The following is an 18,244-nucleotide window of genomic DNA, read 5'->3' as shown; positions in this document are numbered from 1 at the left end:
CTAGAATAATAGCGGGAAAATTGACCTAAACTCAACCAGAGCAAAGACATTTCAGGAGGACTGAGTGGCTGGAATTCCTCGACTCGGCAAAATCGTTATCGTGTTGTTATTGGTTTTTGGCGGTAGTCGTCTTGATGCCGGCGTCACCAGCTTTGTGATACCTCCAGCGAGTGATGGCATTCTTCCCGCTCCGGCAACGATCTTTGGGCCGGATTCGACCCAAACCAATTATGGTTACGAATCTGCTAATACGATTAGCCCAATTATTCCGAATTCCTATACAGCGGTCCGCTCACCGAAATTTATCGGCGTTCAGTTTATTGGGGATAGTCCTGGAACGTTAAGAGCCGACAATTTTCAGTTGCAAGTGACCAGCAGTCACGGTCTTATTAGCACGGGCCCACTTTCTTATGAATCTAATGGATTTGTCGGGGTTCACTTGAAAAAACCCTTATTGCCAGGGCATTATACGGTTCGCTTTCTAACCCCAGGGTTTCAAACCCCGCTATCGACATGGTCGATAACCGTCAAGCCGTGGCCGGCGGCACAACAGCAAAGTCTCCATCCTTATTTAGCAACTGCTAATCAAGAGGATTATATTTCGGCGTTAAATACTATACGGAGCCGCTTATATGAAAGGCCGGTGACCTGGAGCCAGGCGCTGACGTGGGCTGCTGCTGCTCATGCACGGTATGTGCAGCAAAATGGTTATCATGCTCCCTCATTTCATCTGGAAGAGCCTTCTAAACAGGGTTTTACGGGACAAAATCCGTGGGACCGTGATATGACTTTTGGCTGGCCCACGCCACTGGATGGCGAAGTGGGCATTGAATGGAGTACTCCCATGGCGTCGGTGACGGTCATTCAAAATCTTGTTGATACGGTTTTTCACCGGTTATCGATTTTATCCCCCAATGCGGTAGCGATGGGAACAGGCGAAAGTACGGGTCCAACAGGAGCTGTGGTCATGGATCTCGGCTTTGGATATCGCTCCACATTGCCATTTGCTGTGGTCTACCCCGCATCTGGACAGCATGGAGTGCCCACGGGATGGATCGATATGGAAAGCCCAAGTCCGGTCGTGGGAGGATTTTCAAAGCAATTTGGATACCCTATTACCGTGGACTTTCCCACGGTGCAACAACTTAGTGACGTACATGCTGAGATTACATGGGGAAATGTCACGCTCCCGGTGATTGTTGATGAACCGGGTCTTCACGATATGGCCACTAATCAGGTGGGCATTGTTCCGTCTCAAGTGCTAAGACCCGATACCCAATATCAGGTATCGGTGACGGCCAATGCACATTTTAATAACCAAAGTGTGCACCCCATCCGTTTAAGTTGGCATTTTACAACCGGAGGCAGTGATCAATCAGTAGCCGTAGAACCGCGTGCTTCCGGCATCGTGACCATCTCGGTGGTTAAAGCGGGCAGTGGTGTGCCCATCCAAGGGGAAGCGGTACGCATATATCGTGCCGTTTCCCCTGAGCATTCCATGGTCGTGGGACAGGGAGTGACCAATGGTGAAGGTTTACTATCGTGCCGAATTCCTAAACCTCCTCGCAGGGAGATATTTGAAGCGATAACCGCTAGTGGAAACAGTGCGCAATTTTGGTGGTGACAAACGTGCTTGCCGATCCAAGAAAACAGACGACGGTCATTCTCTTAAGAGATCGCCCTCTTCGCCTGGTGTGGTCTTTGTGGCCCGCTTTGGGTGAAGGCCCGACGTGGATATTTATCCATGGCATGGGATCTTCGCGGTGGGCGTTTGCCGATCTGTTAGCCCAAAGGCCCGTGCCTGGACAATATCTCGCGGTGGATTTACCGGGATTTGGCGATTCCCAGTTGCCGCCTTTCGTACAGACATTAGATGATTTTCGGGATGCTGTCCATCAACTCATCCAACAATTACACCTCAGGCAGCCGATCTTGGTGGGGCATTCTTTTGGCGGCATGGTCGCAGGGCGCGTGGTCAGCGATTTTTCCAGCGATGTGGGGGGATTAGTGTTAGTAGCCAGTGCAGGCTATTTTCCGCCTGAGAATGCTATGAAAACCTTGCCATGGACATGGCTTAACCGCATTGGCATTTGGATAACGAGTTTTGATTTTTATGGTGACCGAATGTTGCAAGCTTTAGGACTGAATCCTTCAGAGATCCCTCCTAGCACGCGCGAACGGATGCGCTATGGGTGGCGACGGGCTAAAGAGATGGCGCGGATGCGAGAATTTTATCCCGCACCGAATTTTGTGGAGCACATTTTTCAGAGTACCGTGCCCACCGTGGCTATTCACGGGGATCGCGATATTTTGTTTCCGTTGCCAAAGGTGCGTGAGGCCATTGGTTCGGCATTTCCTCTACTTGTGCTACAGGGTGCTGGCCATCTTCCCTATGACTATGATCTCGATGGCTTTATCGTGCTATTAAATGAAGCCTACCAACGGATTCGGCATGAGGCAAACAAATCGTGAAGAGCATGGCACGCCTTCTCAAAAAAGGACTGATTATGGCAGTCGTGGTTTTTCTGGTGGCGACGGTATACGAGCTTGTCGCTGGATGGATGTTTTTACATCCCCGGCGTTCGCCGGTGGTGGGAAATCCTAAGGGCTGGGGCATGACCTACCAATCGGTGCAATTTGGACATCCTTTGGTGTTATCTGGCTGGTGGATTCCCCAACCGTCGGATCATTCTGTCACCGTCATTATTGCGCATGGTTATTCATCCAACCGGTCCGAACCTTGTATTCCGTTATTGGCTGTGATTCGGATTCTTCATGATATGGGCGTTAGTGTCTTAGATTTTGATTTTCGTGCCCATGGGTTTTCCCAAGGCAATATGGTGACGATTGGCGCGTTAGAGTCGCAAGACTTAAATATGGCGGTTGATTACACGAGGAGACATCTGGCACCAGGTACCCATATCATTTTGTTAGGCTATTCAATGGGGGCTTCAACAGCCCTTCTGACGGCCGAATCGAATCCTTACGTTTCTGGAATTATTGCCGATAGTCCCTATGATAGTTTGAAACGATACTTGGAAGAGGATCTGCCGATTTGGCAATACTTACCGCGCCGGATATTCCAACCCGTTCTTATGACGGTTTTACCCCGCGTGGCACATCTCTCTTTGGAGGATGCCAATCCGGCTTCCCATTTAAGGCAACTCGGCAAGCGCCCATTGCTCATTATTGCAGGGCAACGAGATCCACTAGTTCCCGTTCATAATGCCGTGGACTTGTATCACAAGGCTCAAAAGACCGATCCCCATGCGAGGTTGTGGGTTGTTCGAGGAGCGGGGCATATTCAGGCATTTAAGGTGGTTCCATTCGATTATGCTGCGCATTTATATGCGTTTTTATCTCGCTGGGACCATTTGCATGCTCCACCGTACCTGCCTGGTTTAAGGACCTGGGGGAGACGGACCGAGTAGTGAACTGCTTCCGCCTTCGCTTCGCTTAGAGGCGGAGAGTTTCGTGGTTCATTCACCATCACCCGCCGTGGCAGGTCTTACACGATCTCCACAAGCGTGAATTTGGCTCGTCCCATGCCTATGTGACGCATATCGGTTAGCTAACTGGCTGGAACATTGCTAACCCTCGATGCAAAATCTTGATCGCGGCGTTGACATCTCGGTCAATCTCCAGTCTACACGTCGGGCACTGGTGAATACGGATCGATAGGTCGTTTTCTACCAAAGTTCTGCAACCGCCATTACCAAGTTGTGACGTCTGATGCGGCGACACTTTAATCAGGGGCTTTCCGGCGTTTCGGGCTTTGTCGTTCAGGTAAACACCGAGTCGGTCCCAGCTGGCATTGGCTAAAAATTTTGCTAGTCGATGATGGCGCGAGAAATGTTAAAACGTGTCATAAGAAGAGTCTTCGTCCTTGGGATTCAGGCGTTCGCGAGAGGTGCCCAGCTGCATAAGATGGCAGCTGGGCACAGGATAGAACCGATTAGACATATTGGGCTAACCAGTCGGTGAAACTGTTAAGGCGAAAGATGCGATGCCAGGGTTTGCCATTACGGCTCATGCCATGAAATTCCTCGGGATAGCGGATGAATTTCACGGGAGCCTTATTGAGATACTTGACCGCAGTATACAGGATTTCCCCTTGTTCTATTGGGCAACGCAAGTCGCCTTCTTGATGCTCAATGAGCAAAGGCGTGGTGATATTCTCGACATAAGTAATCGGGCTTTGTTGACGGTACCAGTCGTCATCCGATTGCCATGGCTTTTGATCATGAGCACGGCGCATCCAGTGCCATCCTCCATCTCCGGTGCCGACCATGGCTTTCCAGTCGACAACAGAACGCATGGTGATAGCCGCCTTAAACCTTTGGCTATGACCAATAATCCAGTTGGTCATGTAGCCCCCATAAGATCCCCCAGCGACAGCAAGACGGTCCTTATCGATCCAGGGGTTTTTGGCTAGTGCGGTTTCTAGACCAGCCATGATGTCCTGATAGTCAAGATTTCCCCATTCGTGTTGGATAGCCAAGCAAAATTCCCGCCCATAACCTTGGGAACCACGGGGATTCGTGTAAATGACCCCATAACCGTGAGCAGCCAACCACTGAAATTCGAGGAAAAAGCTGTCGGCATACACCATCATGGGTCCACCATGAATTTCAAGGACTGCAGGATATTTCTTCCCCTCTTCACGGTCAACAGGGGGCAGAACCCATCCATCGATCTCCGGGCCGTTTTCGGCATGATAATGGAATCGTACTGGGGTTGAAAGCTTTAAAGATGCTAACAGCTCTTGATTGGGATTAGTTAATAATTGGGTGTCATAAGAAGACGCGGATGATTCCAACCATTCAATTTGTGAAGGGTTGGTGGGATTACTTTTCGCCAGAATCGCCAATTGTGCATCGGAGGAAATATCGTAACTGTAATAGACATGATCGCCTTTGGTAAGCAATTCGACTTGGTCATGTTGCCAGTCAATGCGGGCCAATTGCACGGTGCCGTTATAGCTGGTTAACGAGAAAATATGGGAGCCATCGGCATCAAAGCGCAAGGGATTGCTAGCGGGTCCTAACATATCGGATAAGGATTCGTCAGCAAAGGGTCGGTCCCACCATGGAGCAATCATGCGGATTTGATCGGGATGAGACAAGGGAATGACATACAAAGATGGATTATCATATCCCAAATCCTCAGTCCGTGTCCCGATAAAGAAAAGATGCTCGCTATCAGGATGCATGGCGGGAGAACTGGCACTAAGACCTGGCGGCGAGATGCGCTGGGGTTGCCCAGGTTTAGACGATTGTGTGTCCGATACATCAAGAACATAGATGTGATGTTCAAAGGATTCGCGGTCGTAGTCTTCGCCATAACGCGAGCTAAAAAATAGTTGGCGGCCATCTGGGGAAATAGCCAGTTGGCTATGGCGGTAGGGGCCAAAGGTCAACTGCACAGGTTCCCCCCCATCGCGGGTTAAGCGGATAATATGGGGACGTCTTGGCCCGTAGAATCCAATCCCATCCATTTTATGTGATAATTCTGTGATGACTTTAACATCTTTATTGAATTTTACATAGTCGTCCTCATTATCCGTAGCGTTCTCGTCAACAATACCGGCATCTGTTAATAGCGCCGTTGCATAAAAGGTGCGGGAATCGGGCGCCCAAATAAACGACTCAATGCCGCCATCAATATGGGAAACTTGTTGGGCTTCCCCGCCTGCGGTTGACATGACCCAAATTTGTTTTTGTCCACTGCGCTTGGAAATGAAGGCAAGCCACTTCCCATCAGGGGAAAATTGGGGCGATTGATCATGCGGGCCGTGTGTAAAGGGTTCGGGTTTTTCTCCCGGCCAGATTTTTATGATGCGGGTATGATAACTGTTTGTCTTGCGATCGGCCTGATTTTCTACATAGACGGCAAGTTTCTTCCCGGGACAAATCTGGATATCACCGCCTAACTTAAAACGAAATAAATCCTCGCCTGCTATGGTTCTCATCTTCTGTGATGCCTCCCAATATTGGCTGTTTTTTAACGGGCTTAGGTCCTTATGCCTGATCCTCCCTAAGTATGGAAGGAGTCTTCACCTTAGGTGCGGGCTCAGGATGTTTTCTCAAAAGACCTTAAAGTCATCTCATCACCGATTTTTCTGGGTTGTTTGTTTTTTGGTACATGACCATATTACCGGAAAAAAGAGGATGGCGACCACGGCAGAAAAACCAAATGATGAAGAGATTTCCCCCATTTGTTTAGAGTGAGGATGCAGGTGTTCGGGACTTTGTTAAAATAATAGCGAAGGGTTGATGTGAGGAGCTAACACAGTGTGGGATCCACCGCCAGGATTTAAGGTCGCTTCGGTCAGTGTACTTGTTGCCTATGATCATGATGATTGGTGGGTGCTCTTTATTAAGCGGCCTTCTTGGATGCGGGAGCATCCTTTGGAGATTGGTTTTCCCGGCGGGAAGAGGGAGGCCGGGGATGAAAGTTTATGGGAGACGGCACGGCGAGAAACGGAAGAGGAAGTCGGAATCTTATTGACACCCTCTCAATGTTTGGGATGTTTAGCCCCAGTCGTCGTGAAGGCGTCGAAATATTGGATATGGCCATGGCTTATTGCCATCTCTCAAAAGGTTGTGTTGACCCCTAATCCCCAAGAGGTGAGTGAAGCGGCTTGGATTTCTTGGCGAGATCTCCGCGAGGGAAGCTATAAGGGTCCTTACGGCATAGCGTACCGGAGTGATTTCGGCACAATTTGGGGAGCTACGGCTCGCATTCTTCAACAACTACTACCATTGGCGTGAATTGAGGTCTGGATTATGCCCGTGACGATTCGGCCGTTACAGACGCATGACGAATTGCAACAAGTTCAGCATATAGAAGAAAGCGTGTGGCACCATGCACATAGTACTCCCGTGAGCTTGTTAAGGGTATTTGCGGATCATGGAGGACTTATTTTAGGTGCATATGATGAAGGGCATAACATGATTGCCATGTCTGTCGCCTTTCCTGGCCAGTATCATGGATTATGGTATTTGCATTCCCATATGATGGCCGTGTTACCAGCCTACCGTAGTCAAGGGATTGGTCGGCAAATGAAATCGTATCAGCTTAATTGGGCCCTTGACCACGGTTATGAATTTGTGGGATGGACCTTTGATCCCCTCCAACGGCGTAACGCCCAGTTAAATCTCGGTATATTAAAAGCTCACGTTTTAGAATTTTATCCCAATTATTATGGTGTGTTAAATGACGCCATTAATGGGGCCTGGCCTACCCATCGCTTTTTTGTGGGACTTCATCCGAATTGGCCAGCGATGTCGAAAAAGACGGCCAAGAAACTTATACCCATTCCGGAAAATATTGCGGTATTACGACAACAAGACCCGGATAAGGCCATGTGGTGGGCGGAATATTATGTGACCCAGTTTTCACACGATGGCTATTCGGTGCTGGGGCTGGCACGATCACCACAAGGACGATTGTGTTATGTATGCGGTGATAAACCAAAGCGCGCTGGTGCCGCGAGAAACGTTAAGGGGATAAATGTATGCGTTTAGAAGAAATTCAATTACAATTCATATCACTGCCATTGAAAACACCCTTTGCCACCTCATTTGGGCGAGAAGACACCAAGCGTGCGTGGATTATTACAGTGCGAGGAGAGGGTATTGAAGGTTATGCGGAATCGGTAGCCTCAGATTTGCCGTTATATAGTGAGGAAACGCATGCCTCCGTCTATTACGCTATCCGCGATGCCATTATTCCCCACTTACAAGGGAACATCACAGATCCGCAGGAGATTTCCCTCCGCTTACAAAGTATCCGCGGTAATCGCATGGCCAAAGCGGCTGTGGAAATGGCGATATGGGATTGGTTTGCCAAATCTGAGCGCCAGCCTTTGTATCGCTTGTTAGGAGGTCGTGACGTAGACCGGATCCCTGTTGGGGTATCGATTGGCATTCAAGACAGTCCCGAACAACTCGGCGCGGTTGCAGAAAGCTATTGGAAGCAAGGCTACCGGCGACTGAAAATCAAAATTCGACCGGGATGGGACGTAATCCCACTTCGTCTGTTGCGCGCACGTCTTGGCGACGAGGTTCCGATAATGGCCGATGCGAATTCGGCATATCGTCTCGCTGATCGAGATCATTTCAAAGAATTTGAGGACCTGCATTTGATGATGATCGAACAACCACTCGCCTATGATGATATCGTTGATCACGCGACCTTAGCCAAAACGCTGTCAACCCCAATTTGTCTCGATGAGTCCATCCATTCTGTTGATGATGCCAGAAAAGCATGGGAGTTAGGAGCGCTCGGCATCATCAATTTAAAAGTGGGACGTGTAGGCGGTTATGCCCCGTCACTAGCCATTGAAGCATTTGCGCGGCAACATCATATCCCATTGTGGTGCGGAGGCATGTTGGAAACAGGAATTGGACGGGCTCATAATCTTCATTTAACGACTTTAGCGGGATTTACCTTGCCAGGCGATACCTCGGCCAGTGACCGCTATTTCTGGCAAGATATTATTACGGAACCTTTTGCATTAAATGCCGATGGAACCTTAACGGTCCCGACAGGACCTGGTATTGGCGTGGATTTGGATCCCAAGCGCATGCAAGAAGTCTGTACGTATGAAGAAACATGGAAAATTCCTCTTGGACAGGATGATCATCTTAATCCCCACCTGAAGATTAATCGTGAAAGGAGGTTTCCAGAACTTGACTTGGGACGATAACCAGGCGAAAAGGCTATTGGCGGACTTGGTGCAGATTGAATCGCCGTCGCGATATGCTGAAGGGATCCGTCAAGTGCAGGAACGAGTCCTTGACGCCTTAACACCTCTTTCTCTTCAATACCAATGGCATTTTACTGAGCGCGGTCCAGTTCTTGAGATTTTCCGCAACGTTCCCGGACGCCAAGGGGCCCTATTACTCGCTCACGCGGATACCGTCTGGCCGCTTGGTACCCTGGACACGATGCCCTTTCAGGACCAAGGAGACCGAATTTTTGGCCCTGGCGTTTTGGACATGAAAGGCGGTTTAGTGATTGGTGTGGGGGCTTTATATGATGTGCCTGCCGATATTCCTTTTTGCTGGTTGATTACACCAGATGAAGAAATTGGGAGTGATCTTAGCCGACAGCTGATTGAAGAGAAGGCTCGAAAGGCGTCGGTGACACTCGTCTTAGAACCCGGGGGCGAAGAGGGTGCCTTAAAAATTGGTCGATCCGGTGTTGGCAATTTCCGCATGGAGATTACTGGCATTGAAAGCCATGCGGGTCTTCACCCGGACCAGGGGGCGAGTGCGATTCGGGAATTGGCTCAACAAATATTGTGGCTGGCGAGTTTAGAAAATCGAGTTCTCGGCACAACAATCAATGTGGGGGTGGTCAAAGGGGGCACGACGACCAATGTTGTGGCGGCATCGGCGGTCGCTGAGATCGATATCCGGGTCAAAACGCAAAAAGAGCAAGAGCGGATCGAAAAGACCTTGAATGCGCCACCCCAGTTTGATACGAGGACCTCAACCCGGTACGTTGGAGGGTTTAACCGGCCACCGATGGATCATGGACCTGTGGCCGAGCAGTGGTTTCGTCAAGCTGCTGAAATCTGGGAAAGCATACGGGGAAAGCCATTGGCGGGAATTAATGTGGGCGGGGCCTCAGATGGGAATTTTACGGCGGCTATCACGCCAACTCTAGACGGGTTAGGCGCCGTAGGGCAAGGAGCGCATGCGCGCCACGAACACATTGACTGGCGATTCATGCCTTGGCGTCAAAGACTCGTTCAAGAGCTGGTTGTCCGAGCAGGACAAGAAGCCATGGCTTCCTCAGCGCCCTCTTCCTGAAGGGTGAACGAGAAAGTTTCGATGATTTCTCTTCTATCCGGTAAGATGGAGTTGGTGGCCCATATTCGCCCCAGACAGAAGGATAGCAGGGCTCAGGACGCAAGGCTCATAAGGGAGAAGGAAAAATCATGACCGTGGTCACGAACACATGATCAAAGATGGGCAGCGATGGGCTCGTTGGCCCAAGTACCATCGACAAAAGGAGGAGCGGGAATGGAGAAGGCTCGGTCTGTCGCGCTATCTCTCCTAGGCTTTCTTGCCGGGGGTTCTCGCGCAAGGGAATGAAAATTTACGCCTTAATTGGTCCGAGCGGTACAGGCAAAAGCCACCGGGCCTCGATGGTGGCAATTGAAAAAAATGCCGAAGCGATAATCGATGATGGGCTATTGATTGCCGACGGTCGCATTGTTGCCGGATATTCTGCGAAACGGGAAGCGACCCGAGTTGCAGCCGTGAAACGTGCCATTTTTTCCGATCCCGAGCATGCGGCTTCGGTTCGCCAAGCGATTGCTCGTTTAAATCTGTCATCTTTATTGATTCTCGGTACCTCGGTGAATATGGTGAACCATATTGTGCGTGCTCTCCATTTGGATCCCGATTCGGTGATGTGGATTCCCATTGAAACAATCGCATCACCAGAGGAACGAGCTTTAGCCCAAAAGATCCGTCGGGAACAAGGCAAGCATGTGATTCCTGCCCCGACGATGGAAGTCCGGAAAAGTTTTTCCGGGTATTTAATCGATCCGTTGCGGTTTATTTTTCGGCGCAAGGGTCGGTCGGTGTTTGTGGAAAAATCGATTGTGCGTCCGACCTATTCAGGACTGGGACGATTTTATATTTCTGATACCGTTATTACAGCCATTGTCGTCCATGCGGCACGCCAAAGTCTTGATGTGTCTCACGTTTACCGGGTGGTCGTTCAAAGTACGCCTGCCGGAGTGAGTATTACTGTGGAACTCGGCGTGAGTCGTCAATGCCAGTTGTTTGCCCTATTGGAAGATGTGCAAACTCGTATTCGCCAGGCGATCGAGGAGATGACAGCATTAAATGTGCTGGCATTAGATATTGAAGCCAGGCATTTCGTGGTTAGGACACGCTCTGAGACCATGACGAGCGACTCCTCGCCTGAAGTCGTACCTTCCCCCAACGAGAGAGGAGGATATCATGCCGCAACGGGTATTGGTCGTGGATGATGAAAAAGCCATTGTCGAATTAGTTGCCTATAATTTAAGACGCGAAGGCTTTGACGTGCTCACAGAATATGATGGACAACAAGGGCTCAAACGGGCTTTGCAGGATAAACCAGACCTGGTTGTTCTCGACGTCATGTTGCCTGGTCTATCAGGACTTGATGTGTGTCGTTCGATTCGGCACGAAACCGACATTCCCGTTATCATGCTGACAGCCCGGAAAGACGAACTCGACCGGATATTAGGATTGGAACTCGGAGCCGATGACTATGTGACGAAACCTTTTTCTCCGCGGGAATTGGTGGCCCGGGTCAAGGCGATTCTTAGACGCGTAAAACGGCCCACGGACAAAGAGACGACAGAGCCCGAGGTGGTGGAACATTCCGGCTTGAAAATCGAATTCGACAAACGGGAGGTTTTGCTGGACGGGACGCCTTTGCCGTTAACGTTTACAGAATTTGAATTATTATCAATTTTAGCGAAGAACCCGGGGCGGGCATTCACGCGGGATGATTTGCTCATCAAAGTCTGGGGACAAGATTTTTTTGGGGATGCCCGCACGGTCGACGTCCATATCCGCCATCTGCGGGAAAAATTGCAAGAGGATTTGCAATCGCCGCGTTTTATTGAAACCGTTCGAGGAGTGGGATATCGGTTTAAAGAGCTATGAAAAAATGTAACCGGTGCTTTTTATTACCTTTAGCCATTTTGCTTGTTGCGACCCTGGCAGGACTGATTATGCGGACACCGCATGGTCCCGTTGAGGCCATTATTCTCTATGCGGTGGCGTGGATTTGGGCCTTTCATTTCTCTGAATGGTTAAGACACCGAGACCGGTTACTTGATGAAACCGTGATCCAACTGACAGAGACTGTAGACCGCTGGGCTTCGGGGGATTTACAGGCGCGGGTCTACCTCGATCAAGCCGATCCATTAGATTCTTTAGCTCATGGAATGAACCGGGTCGCGGAGGTATTAGCGGAACGGACTGAAGATTTGCAACAGGATAAAGAGCGTCTAGAAGCGATCCTGAGTAGTATGGCGAACGGCATTATTATTTTAGGGCACGGGTTGACCATTACTCTCATTAACCAGGCAGCCTATGAACTGTTTGGATTGGGAGATGAACCCGTAACTGGCAAACATCTTTTGGAAGTGATTCGGGATATGGCCCTGGATGATGCCGTGACCAAGGTGACCCGGGAAGGAGGTACGGATACGGTTTTATGGAGTCCTCCTGATAATGATAATTTCGTTGTCGAGGTCACGGTCGGCGCATTAAATCAGCCTATAGGGGGTCTTGGCGCCGTTCTCGTGGCTCGTAATGTTTCTGCACAAAAACAGGTTGAACGGATGCGTCAGGACTTTGTGGCCAACGTGAGTCATGAACTGCAAACGCCTTTAACGGTCATTCGAGGATTTACGGAAACTTTGTTGGATAACCCCGATGATCCTTCGGCACGACGGTTTTTGGAACTTATTCATGAGGAAGCCACACGCATGAGCCGTTTGGTCGATGATTTGTTGACATTATCACGCATGGAACATCACTCTATGCCCATGAGACGCCAAGGTGTGGATGTTCCCGTCTTAATCGAATCTGTTACCGTCAAATTGTCCCCCCGGATCCACAGTGCGGGTTTAACCTTGGAAAATCACATTCCGGCACATATGCCTCTGGTGGCCGGTGACCCCGATCTGTTGGCCGAAGTCTTTATGAATTTGGTATCTAATGCCGTACAATATACCCCTGTGGGTGGATGCATTAGCCTGGATATGGCACTTGATGTGCCTAACCATATGGTTGGTATTTCGGTGAAAGATACCGGGATTGGTATCCCGGCTCAAGATGTTCCTCGTATATTTGAACGATTTTACCGTGTGGATCGCGCTCGTTCTCGGGCTTCTGGAGGGACCGGATTGGGCTTGGCCATTGTAAAACATATCATGGAACTTCACCACGGCCGCATAGAAGTAAAAAGTACGGTAGGTGTCGGCACCGAATTTTTGCTATGGTTGCCAGAATTCGAGAGTGAGCGCGATGATTAATGATTTCACGTCGTCAATTCGTTATCGGGATGCTGAGCGCCCCGTTCCTCTATGGAACTCTTCGACTGACCCATTTGCTTCATGCTCCGAGGCCCGTCTTGCATTTAACGATTATGGGAGCGAGCTCGTGTATGGGCTATGTGAAAGCGGTGCTCCCAAAGTGGGAGCAAGGGCATAATTCTGTTCATGTGGCGATCAGCGGTGGGGGTTCTTATGCTGGCTTAAAGGCTTTAGCCCATGGACAAGTTGAGTTGGCTATAGCGGATGTGATACCTCCACCGGGCTATATCGTCGTTCCCTTACGGCGATATCCTTTAGGGCGGATTCCTATCGTGATCGCAGCGCATCCTGGCGTGGGGATTACGCGGGTATCATGGCGACAGGCCCGTCAACTGTTTCAAGGGATAATTCGAAATTGGCGACAAATCGGGGGCCCAGATATCCCGGTTGTGGTGGTGTCCAGGCCTTTAAGTTCTGGAGCCCGTGACGTCGTGCAAACCAGATTGTTGGGGGAAAGCGAGTTTTCACCTCATGCTATTATTCAATTGTCCAATGGTGCGGTAGCGAAAACTGTACGAGAAACTCCGGGGGCGATTGGGTATGTGGAAGCGGTCATGCCGTTAGGTAATCTGCACATCATGTGTCTAGGCCATCATTGCTATCAGAGGAATGATCCCGGACAGTGGGTGTTATTTGCAGAACCTGCTATCTTCATTCGAGAAGACGCCGAAGCCTTGGTTGTGGATTTGGCAGAATATCTCGCTCAGGATCCCAGGCGTCCTGCATTCGGCATTTATCCGGAGCCTGCCCAGGGAGGTAGGGGATGATCACGATGGATAAAATCATGGACCAGTTAACCCATTTCAGTCTTGCCTTGTTTGTGGTGGTATGGCTCTTTGTCGTGGGGATTATCATACAGGGTTCATGGCAATTTATCCACCACCACGGCCTTTCTCCTATTGTTTCGTCGCAGTGGAGTCCCTTGCACGGACAATTTGGACTGTGGTCTTTTATCCTGGGAAGCATTATGGTGACGGTATTAGCCCTAGCGCTGGCTTTACCCTGGAGTCTTTCTTTAAGTGTGTTAGGAGCCAGGATCTTACGAGGAGTGTGGCAGAAACAATTTGTCCGCTTTTTAACTTTATTTGTATCCATTCCTTCGGTCCTTTACGGATGGTGGGGGTTAACGGTGATTGTGCCGTGGGTCAGACGTCTTAGCGGGACGTCCGGCTATGGTCCCTTTTCTGCCAGTGTGGTATTGGCGTTGATGATTTTGCCCACATTTAGCATTTTGTCTCTTGAAGCCTTACGGCATGTGCCACCATCGTATATTGAAGGGTCCATGGCGTTAGGCGCCACGGAAGATCAAACGCTGTGGGCTATTATTTTGCCGACAGCCAGGCCCCGTATTATTCAAGCAGCATTAATTGCCCTGGCGAGAGGACTGGGAGAGACCATTGCGGTGCAGATGGTAATCGGGGGCCAACCCCACCTGAGCTCAATATTTCACCCTGCGGCGACATTGACGACTCAGCTTCTTACCGATCTTCCCTTATTGCCTCCAGGAACTGAGGGGCATCACGTGCTCGATTTCATGGCCCTGTGGCTCATGATCTTGATGCTCGGAATTGTGTGGATGGAGTCCCGGTTTCGAGGTGTTCACAATGACTAAACCTCCTTTGTATCCGCCTAAAGTGTTGAAACCGACACGTCAAGGACGTACATGGCATACCCTGTTGACGATTATGGGCGCCATGGCTATAGGATTTCTGCTCTTGGTGATTATTCCTTTGATTGTCCAAGGAGCTCCTCGTTTAACCCCAAAATTTTTATTCTTGCGTCCTCAAGAACTAGGGGGCGGAGGCATCGCGCCAGAAGTGATCAATACGCTGGCGATGGTGGGAATCAGTCAAGGGATTTCGCTACCGTTGGCACTTTTGATTGCGATATACCGGGTTGAGTATGATCATTATTCCCCACTGATCCGGTGGTTTGATCAAGGGTTGCAAATCTTGTTAAGTTTGCCGACTATTGTAATTGGACTCATTGTCGTGGATGTCGCCATAGTCCATTGGCATTGGCCGGTTTCCGTTCAAAGTGGCATAGTGGCCTTGACCCTGATCAATTGGCCCTTTGCCATATCGGTTCTTATCACCGCCTTACGACGTATTCCCGGTAGTTGGCGGGAAGGATCGTGGGCTCTTGGAGCATCGCGTTGGCAAACCATATGGTATTTGATTTTACCCGTCGCTTTGGCGGATATGATTGAACAGGTAGGATTGGCCGTGGCTCGCTTGATGGGCGAAACGGCGGCGTTAATTTATACAGCAGGTCTCAACGTGGGAAACCATTTCACCTTGTCGGCACCGGGGGAAACTTTGGCTGTTCACTTATGGTATGTCAGAACTGAGGGACTCATGCCGGATGCGGGTCAAGAAGCGGCGGCCACGGGTGTGGTATTGCTGGTAGTGGTTTTCGTTGTGCTATGGGCAAGTCAGAAATTGGCGCAGTGGGTGAAAGGCCTGTAAGAGGTGTGCGGGCAATTGGCTGGGAATGAAGGAAAGGAGAGAAAATTGGGCAACGTGGGCGAGCGTTCTGTACCCGATATTGAAGTCCACCATCTTTCTGTCTGGTATGGCCATACGCCAGCATTGAAAAACATTAACTTACGGGTTGACGCCGGACAAGTCTTAGCCATTATTGGTCCTTCGGGCTGTGGAAAATCCACATTTTTAAGGGTGTTAAACCGGATGATTGAGCGTTTGGCCCTGGTCCGGGTTGAAGGGAGCGTGCGGATCGGGCGTTTCGATGTTCTCGATGATCATGTCGATGTGACGCATTTGAGACGTACTGTGGGCATGGTCTTTCAACACCCTAATCCCTTTCCTATGACGATTTTTGATAATGTGGCTTATGGTCCACGGATTTTTGGCATCAAATCCTCGACACAATTACGGAAAACCGTGGAAGATAGCTTAAAGCGAGCCGCGTTATGGGATGAAGTGCGGGGAAAGTTGCGGCGAAGTGCCGGCACACTATCGGGCGGCCAGCAACAACGCTTGTGCATTGCCAGGGCATTAGCGGTCGATCCACAAGTCTTATTGTTGGATGAGCCTACGGCTTCTTTAGATCCGGTTTCTAGTGCCAAGATTGAGGAATTGATTGTGCAATTAAAGTCACAATATACGATGATTATTGTGACTCACAACTTGCAACAAGCGGCGCGGGTGTCAGATGTGGTGGCTTTTTTTGAACAAGGGCAGTTAATTGAAATGGGTTATACCCAAGATATCTTTACCGCCCCAAGAGAAAAAAGAACCGAAGAATTTTTGACGGGCCGATTTGATTAATCCCTCCAACAGGGTCTTGAGGAGTCTTTAGGCATGGTGCGGCAAACGTTTCATCACCAATTAACCGAACTTGAACAGGAATTAATTCGCATGGGGGCACTGGTCGAAGACCAACTGCGACGTGCGGTGAGGTCCTTAACCGAACAAGATGTGGCCTTGGCGCATCAAGTAATTGCTGATGATGACCGGGTTGATGCCATGGAAATGGATATCGAACGCCGCTGTTTGACGCTTTTAGCTCTTCAGCAGCCCTTAGCCAGTGATCTGCGTGTGGTCTCGACGGTTCTTAAGATTATTACCGATCTTGAACGGATGGCCGATCATGCTTCGGATATTGCTAAGGTGACGGTGAGACTGAATCATGAGCCCCCTATTAAACCCTTAATCGATATCCCGGAAATGGCCCGACTGACCAGTTCCATGGTTCGCCTAGCGTTAAATGCCTATATTCACCGTAGTATTGAAGAAGCCATGACCATGATCCGGTTGGACGATGATGTTGATCATCTTTATGCCCGGGTGTTTCGAGAATTGCTAGAAATTATGCGGGCCCAGCCGGAAACCATTGGACAAGGCACCTATCTTTTGTTTGTGGCCAATTACATTGAACGGGTAGCGGATCATGCGACGAATCTTGGCGAATGGGTAATATATATGGTAAGTGGTCAGCGCCAAGAATTAAATGACTAGCGGTTCACCTCGAACACGACGTAAAATTGGCAAAAGTCAACTCATTTCACCGAGAAAGTGATGCCAAATGCCGTTGTTTTCGTTACAATATTCACGAGCGTCATTTCATCCCATGTCTATAGGAGGTTATACAGTGGTAAGAGTTGGTATCAATGGATTTGGAAGTATTGGGCGTAGGTTTTTCCGAATTGCGCAAAAACAAGATATTTTTGAGATAGTTGCCATCAATGATTTGACGGATGCCACGACCATTGCTCATCTCCTTAAATATGATTCCAATTATGGAATTTTTGATGCGGATGTGAGGGCAGAAGGTTCAAATCTGATTGTAAACGGAAAAGAAATTGTCGTCTCTGCGCAAAGAGACCCTGGGGCAATCCCGTGGAAACAATATGGCGTTGATATCGTGATTGAATCGACCGGATTGTTCACCGATGCCAATAAGGCACGAGCACATATTGAAGGTGGCGGAGCCAAAAAAGTCATTATTTCCGCTCCAGCCTCTCATGAAGACCGAACGATCGTATTGGGTGTAAACCAGCAACTTTATGATCCTTCCCGCGACAATGTGATCTCCAACGCCTCTTGCACCACCAACTGCTTAGCCCCTGTAGCCAAAGTCCTTGATGAGGTGTTTGGTATCGAATCGGGTATGATGACCACCGTTCACTCGTACACCAATGATCAAAAATTATTAGATCTCCCGCATAAAGATTTGAGGCGGGCGCGAGCCGGTGCCATTAACATTATTCCCAGTAGTACAGGCGCAGCTCGAGCGCTGCATTTAGTTCTCCCTCAGTTGAAAGGCAAACTCAATGGCATGTCTTTACGCGTTCCGACCCCGGTGGTTTCGATTGTTGATTTGACTGTCAATACCCGCGAATCGGTTTCGGTTGAAGCCATCAATGAATCCTTCCAGAAAGCCGCTGAAACCTCATTGAAAGGGATTTTGCAATTTACTGACAAGCCTCTGGTGTCATCTGATTTCAAAGGCAATCCGCACTCCAGTATTGTCGACGGGTTAGAGACCATGGTTGTAGGGGATCATATGGCCAAAGTCTTGGCGTGGTACGACAATGAATGGGGTTATGCCAATCGGTTGGTCGAATTGACCGAATTGGTTGCGGAAAAGGGCGTGTAA

17 protein-coding genes and 1 pseudogene are annotated in these 18,244 nt (G+C 49.5%); 16 read left to right on the top strand and 2 right to left on the bottom strand.

Annotated elements, in window-relative coordinates; translation table 11 throughout:
* Window positions 1-64 precede the first annotated feature (64 nt).
* The 3 genes from B8987_RS03740 to B8987_RS03730 are packed head-to-tail and all read left to right on the top strand — an operon-like array spanning window position 65 to window position 3,431.
* A complete protein-coding gene (locus tag B8987_RS03740; protein WP_084660873.1) occupies window positions 65-1,624 on the top strand; it encodes a CAP domain-containing protein in 1,560 nt (519 codons plus the stop codon).
* A gap of 5 nt (window positions 1,625-1,629) precedes the next feature.
* A complete protein-coding gene (locus B8987_RS03735; protein WP_084660872.1) occupies window positions 1,630-2,472 on the top strand; it encodes an alpha/beta fold hydrolase in 843 nt (280 codons plus the stop codon).
* Between the two features lie 5 nt (window positions 2,473-2,477).
* Window positions 2,478-3,431, top strand: coding sequence for an alpha/beta hydrolase (locus B8987_RS03730; RefSeq protein ID WP_242823821.1), 954 nt, complete (start codon window positions 2,478-2,480; stop codon window positions 3,429-3,431).
* Between the two features lie 136 nt (window positions 3,432-3,567).
* On the opposite strand, the pseudogene B8987_RS20190 reads toward B8987_RS03730, so the two are convergent.
* A pseudogene (locus tag B8987_RS20190) lies at window positions 3,568-3,795 on the bottom strand (zinc ribbon domain-containing protein); the annotation flags it as partial.
* A 160-nt stretch (window positions 3,796-3,955) separates the two neighbouring features.
* Window positions 3,956-5,971 carry a S9 family peptidase gene (locus tag B8987_RS03720; protein ID WP_084660870.1) on the bottom strand — a complete coding sequence of 672 codons (2,016 nt, stop codon included), beginning with the start codon at window positions 5,969-5,971 and terminating at the stop codon, window positions 3,956-3,958.
* A gap of 322 nt (window positions 5,972-6,293) precedes the next feature.
* Here B8987_RS03720 and B8987_RS03715 point away from each other — a divergent pair, with 322 nt between their 5' ends.
* The 13 genes from B8987_RS03715 to gap all read left to right on the top strand — a co-directional run bounded on the left by B8987_RS03715 (window position 6,294) and on the right by gap (window position 18,244).
* Window positions 6,294-6,773, top strand: coding sequence for an NUDIX hydrolase (locus B8987_RS03715; protein ID WP_084660869.1), 480 nt, complete (start codon window positions 6,294-6,296; stop codon window positions 6,771-6,773).
* Window positions 6,774-6,788: 15 nt separating this feature from the next.
* Window positions 6,789-7,529 carry a GNAT family N-acetyltransferase gene (locus tag B8987_RS03710; protein WP_051351142.1) on the top strand — a complete coding sequence of 247 codons (741 nt, stop codon included), beginning with the start codon at window positions 6,789-6,791 and terminating at the stop codon, window positions 7,527-7,529.
* The gene (gene menC / locus B8987_RS03705; RefSeq protein ID WP_084660868.1) at window positions 7,520-8,713 is read left to right on the top strand and encodes an o-succinylbenzoate synthase; all 1,194 of its coding nucleotides are present in this window, start codon (window positions 7,520-7,522) and stop codon (window positions 8,711-8,713) included. The genes B8987_RS03710 and menC overlap by 10 nt, the downstream gene beginning before the upstream one ends.
* On the top strand, window positions 8,697-9,824 hold the full coding sequence (locus B8987_RS03700; RefSeq protein ID WP_028962743.1) for a M20 family metallopeptidase: 1,128 nt from the start codon (window positions 8,697-8,699) through the stop codon (window positions 9,822-9,824). Before menC ends, B8987_RS03700 begins: the two co-directional genes overlap by 17 nt.
* Before the next feature lie 281 nt (window positions 9,825-10,105).
* Window positions 10,106-11,017 carry an Asp23/Gls24 family envelope stress response protein gene (locus tag B8987_RS03695; RefSeq protein WP_037913101.1) on the top strand — a complete coding sequence of 304 codons (912 nt, stop codon included), beginning with the start codon at window positions 10,106-10,108 and terminating at the stop codon, window positions 11,015-11,017.
* Window positions 10,989-11,684, top strand: coding sequence for a response regulator (locus tag B8987_RS03690; RefSeq protein WP_028962744.1), 696 nt, complete (start codon window positions 10,989-10,991; stop codon window positions 11,682-11,684). The genes B8987_RS03695 and B8987_RS03690 overlap by 29 nt, the downstream gene beginning before the upstream one ends.
* Entirely contained in the window at window positions 11,681-13,063 is a 1,383-nt protein-coding gene (locus B8987_RS03685; protein WP_084660867.1) for an ATP-binding protein, read from the top strand. The genes B8987_RS03690 and B8987_RS03685 overlap by 4 nt, the downstream gene beginning before the upstream one ends.
* Window positions 13,063-13,890 (top strand): substrate-binding domain-containing protein, encoded by an 828-nt coding sequence (locus B8987_RS03680; protein WP_084660866.1) that lies wholly within the window; start codon window positions 13,063-13,065, stop codon window positions 13,888-13,890. Before B8987_RS03685 ends, B8987_RS03680 begins: the two co-directional genes overlap by 1 nt.
* Window positions 13,887-14,735 carry a PstC family ABC transporter permease gene (locus B8987_RS03675; RefSeq protein ID WP_051351144.1) on the top strand — a complete coding sequence of 283 codons (849 nt, stop codon included), beginning with the start codon at window positions 13,887-13,889 and terminating at the stop codon, window positions 14,733-14,735. The genes B8987_RS03680 and B8987_RS03675 overlap by 4 nt, the downstream gene beginning before the upstream one ends.
* Window positions 14,728-15,591: a PstA family ABC transporter permease gene (locus B8987_RS03670; RefSeq protein WP_084660865.1), complete on the top strand. Its 864-nt coding sequence runs from the start codon at window positions 14,728-14,730 to the stop codon at window positions 15,589-15,591. The genes B8987_RS03675 and B8987_RS03670 overlap by 8 nt, the downstream gene beginning before the upstream one ends.
* Before the next feature lie 45 nt (window positions 15,592-15,636).
* Window positions 15,637-16,413: a phosphate ABC transporter ATP-binding protein PstB gene (gene pstB / locus B8987_RS03665; RefSeq protein ID WP_084660864.1), complete on the top strand. Its 777-nt coding sequence runs from the start codon at window positions 15,637-15,639 to the stop codon at window positions 16,411-16,413.
* A gap of 33 nt (window positions 16,414-16,446) precedes the next feature.
* On the top strand, window positions 16,447-17,103 hold the full coding sequence (gene phoU / locus B8987_RS03660; protein WP_028962750.1) for a phosphate signaling complex protein PhoU: 657 nt from the start codon (window positions 16,447-16,449) through the stop codon (window positions 17,101-17,103).
* 133 nt (window positions 17,104-17,236) lie between these two features.
* The gene (gene gap, locus B8987_RS03655; protein ID WP_028962751.1) at window positions 17,237-18,244 is read left to right on the top strand and encodes a type I glyceraldehyde-3-phosphate dehydrogenase; all 1,008 of its coding nucleotides are present in this window, start codon (window positions 17,237-17,239) and stop codon (window positions 18,242-18,244) included.

Origin of the sequence: Sulfobacillus thermosulfidooxidans DSM 9293, from assembly GCF_900176145.1 — a bacterium.
GTDB lineage: Bacteria > Bacillota > Sulfobacillia > Sulfobacillales > Sulfobacillaceae > Sulfobacillus > Sulfobacillus thermosulfidooxidans.
This window is presented reverse-complemented; position numbering and strand designations above follow the sequence as displayed.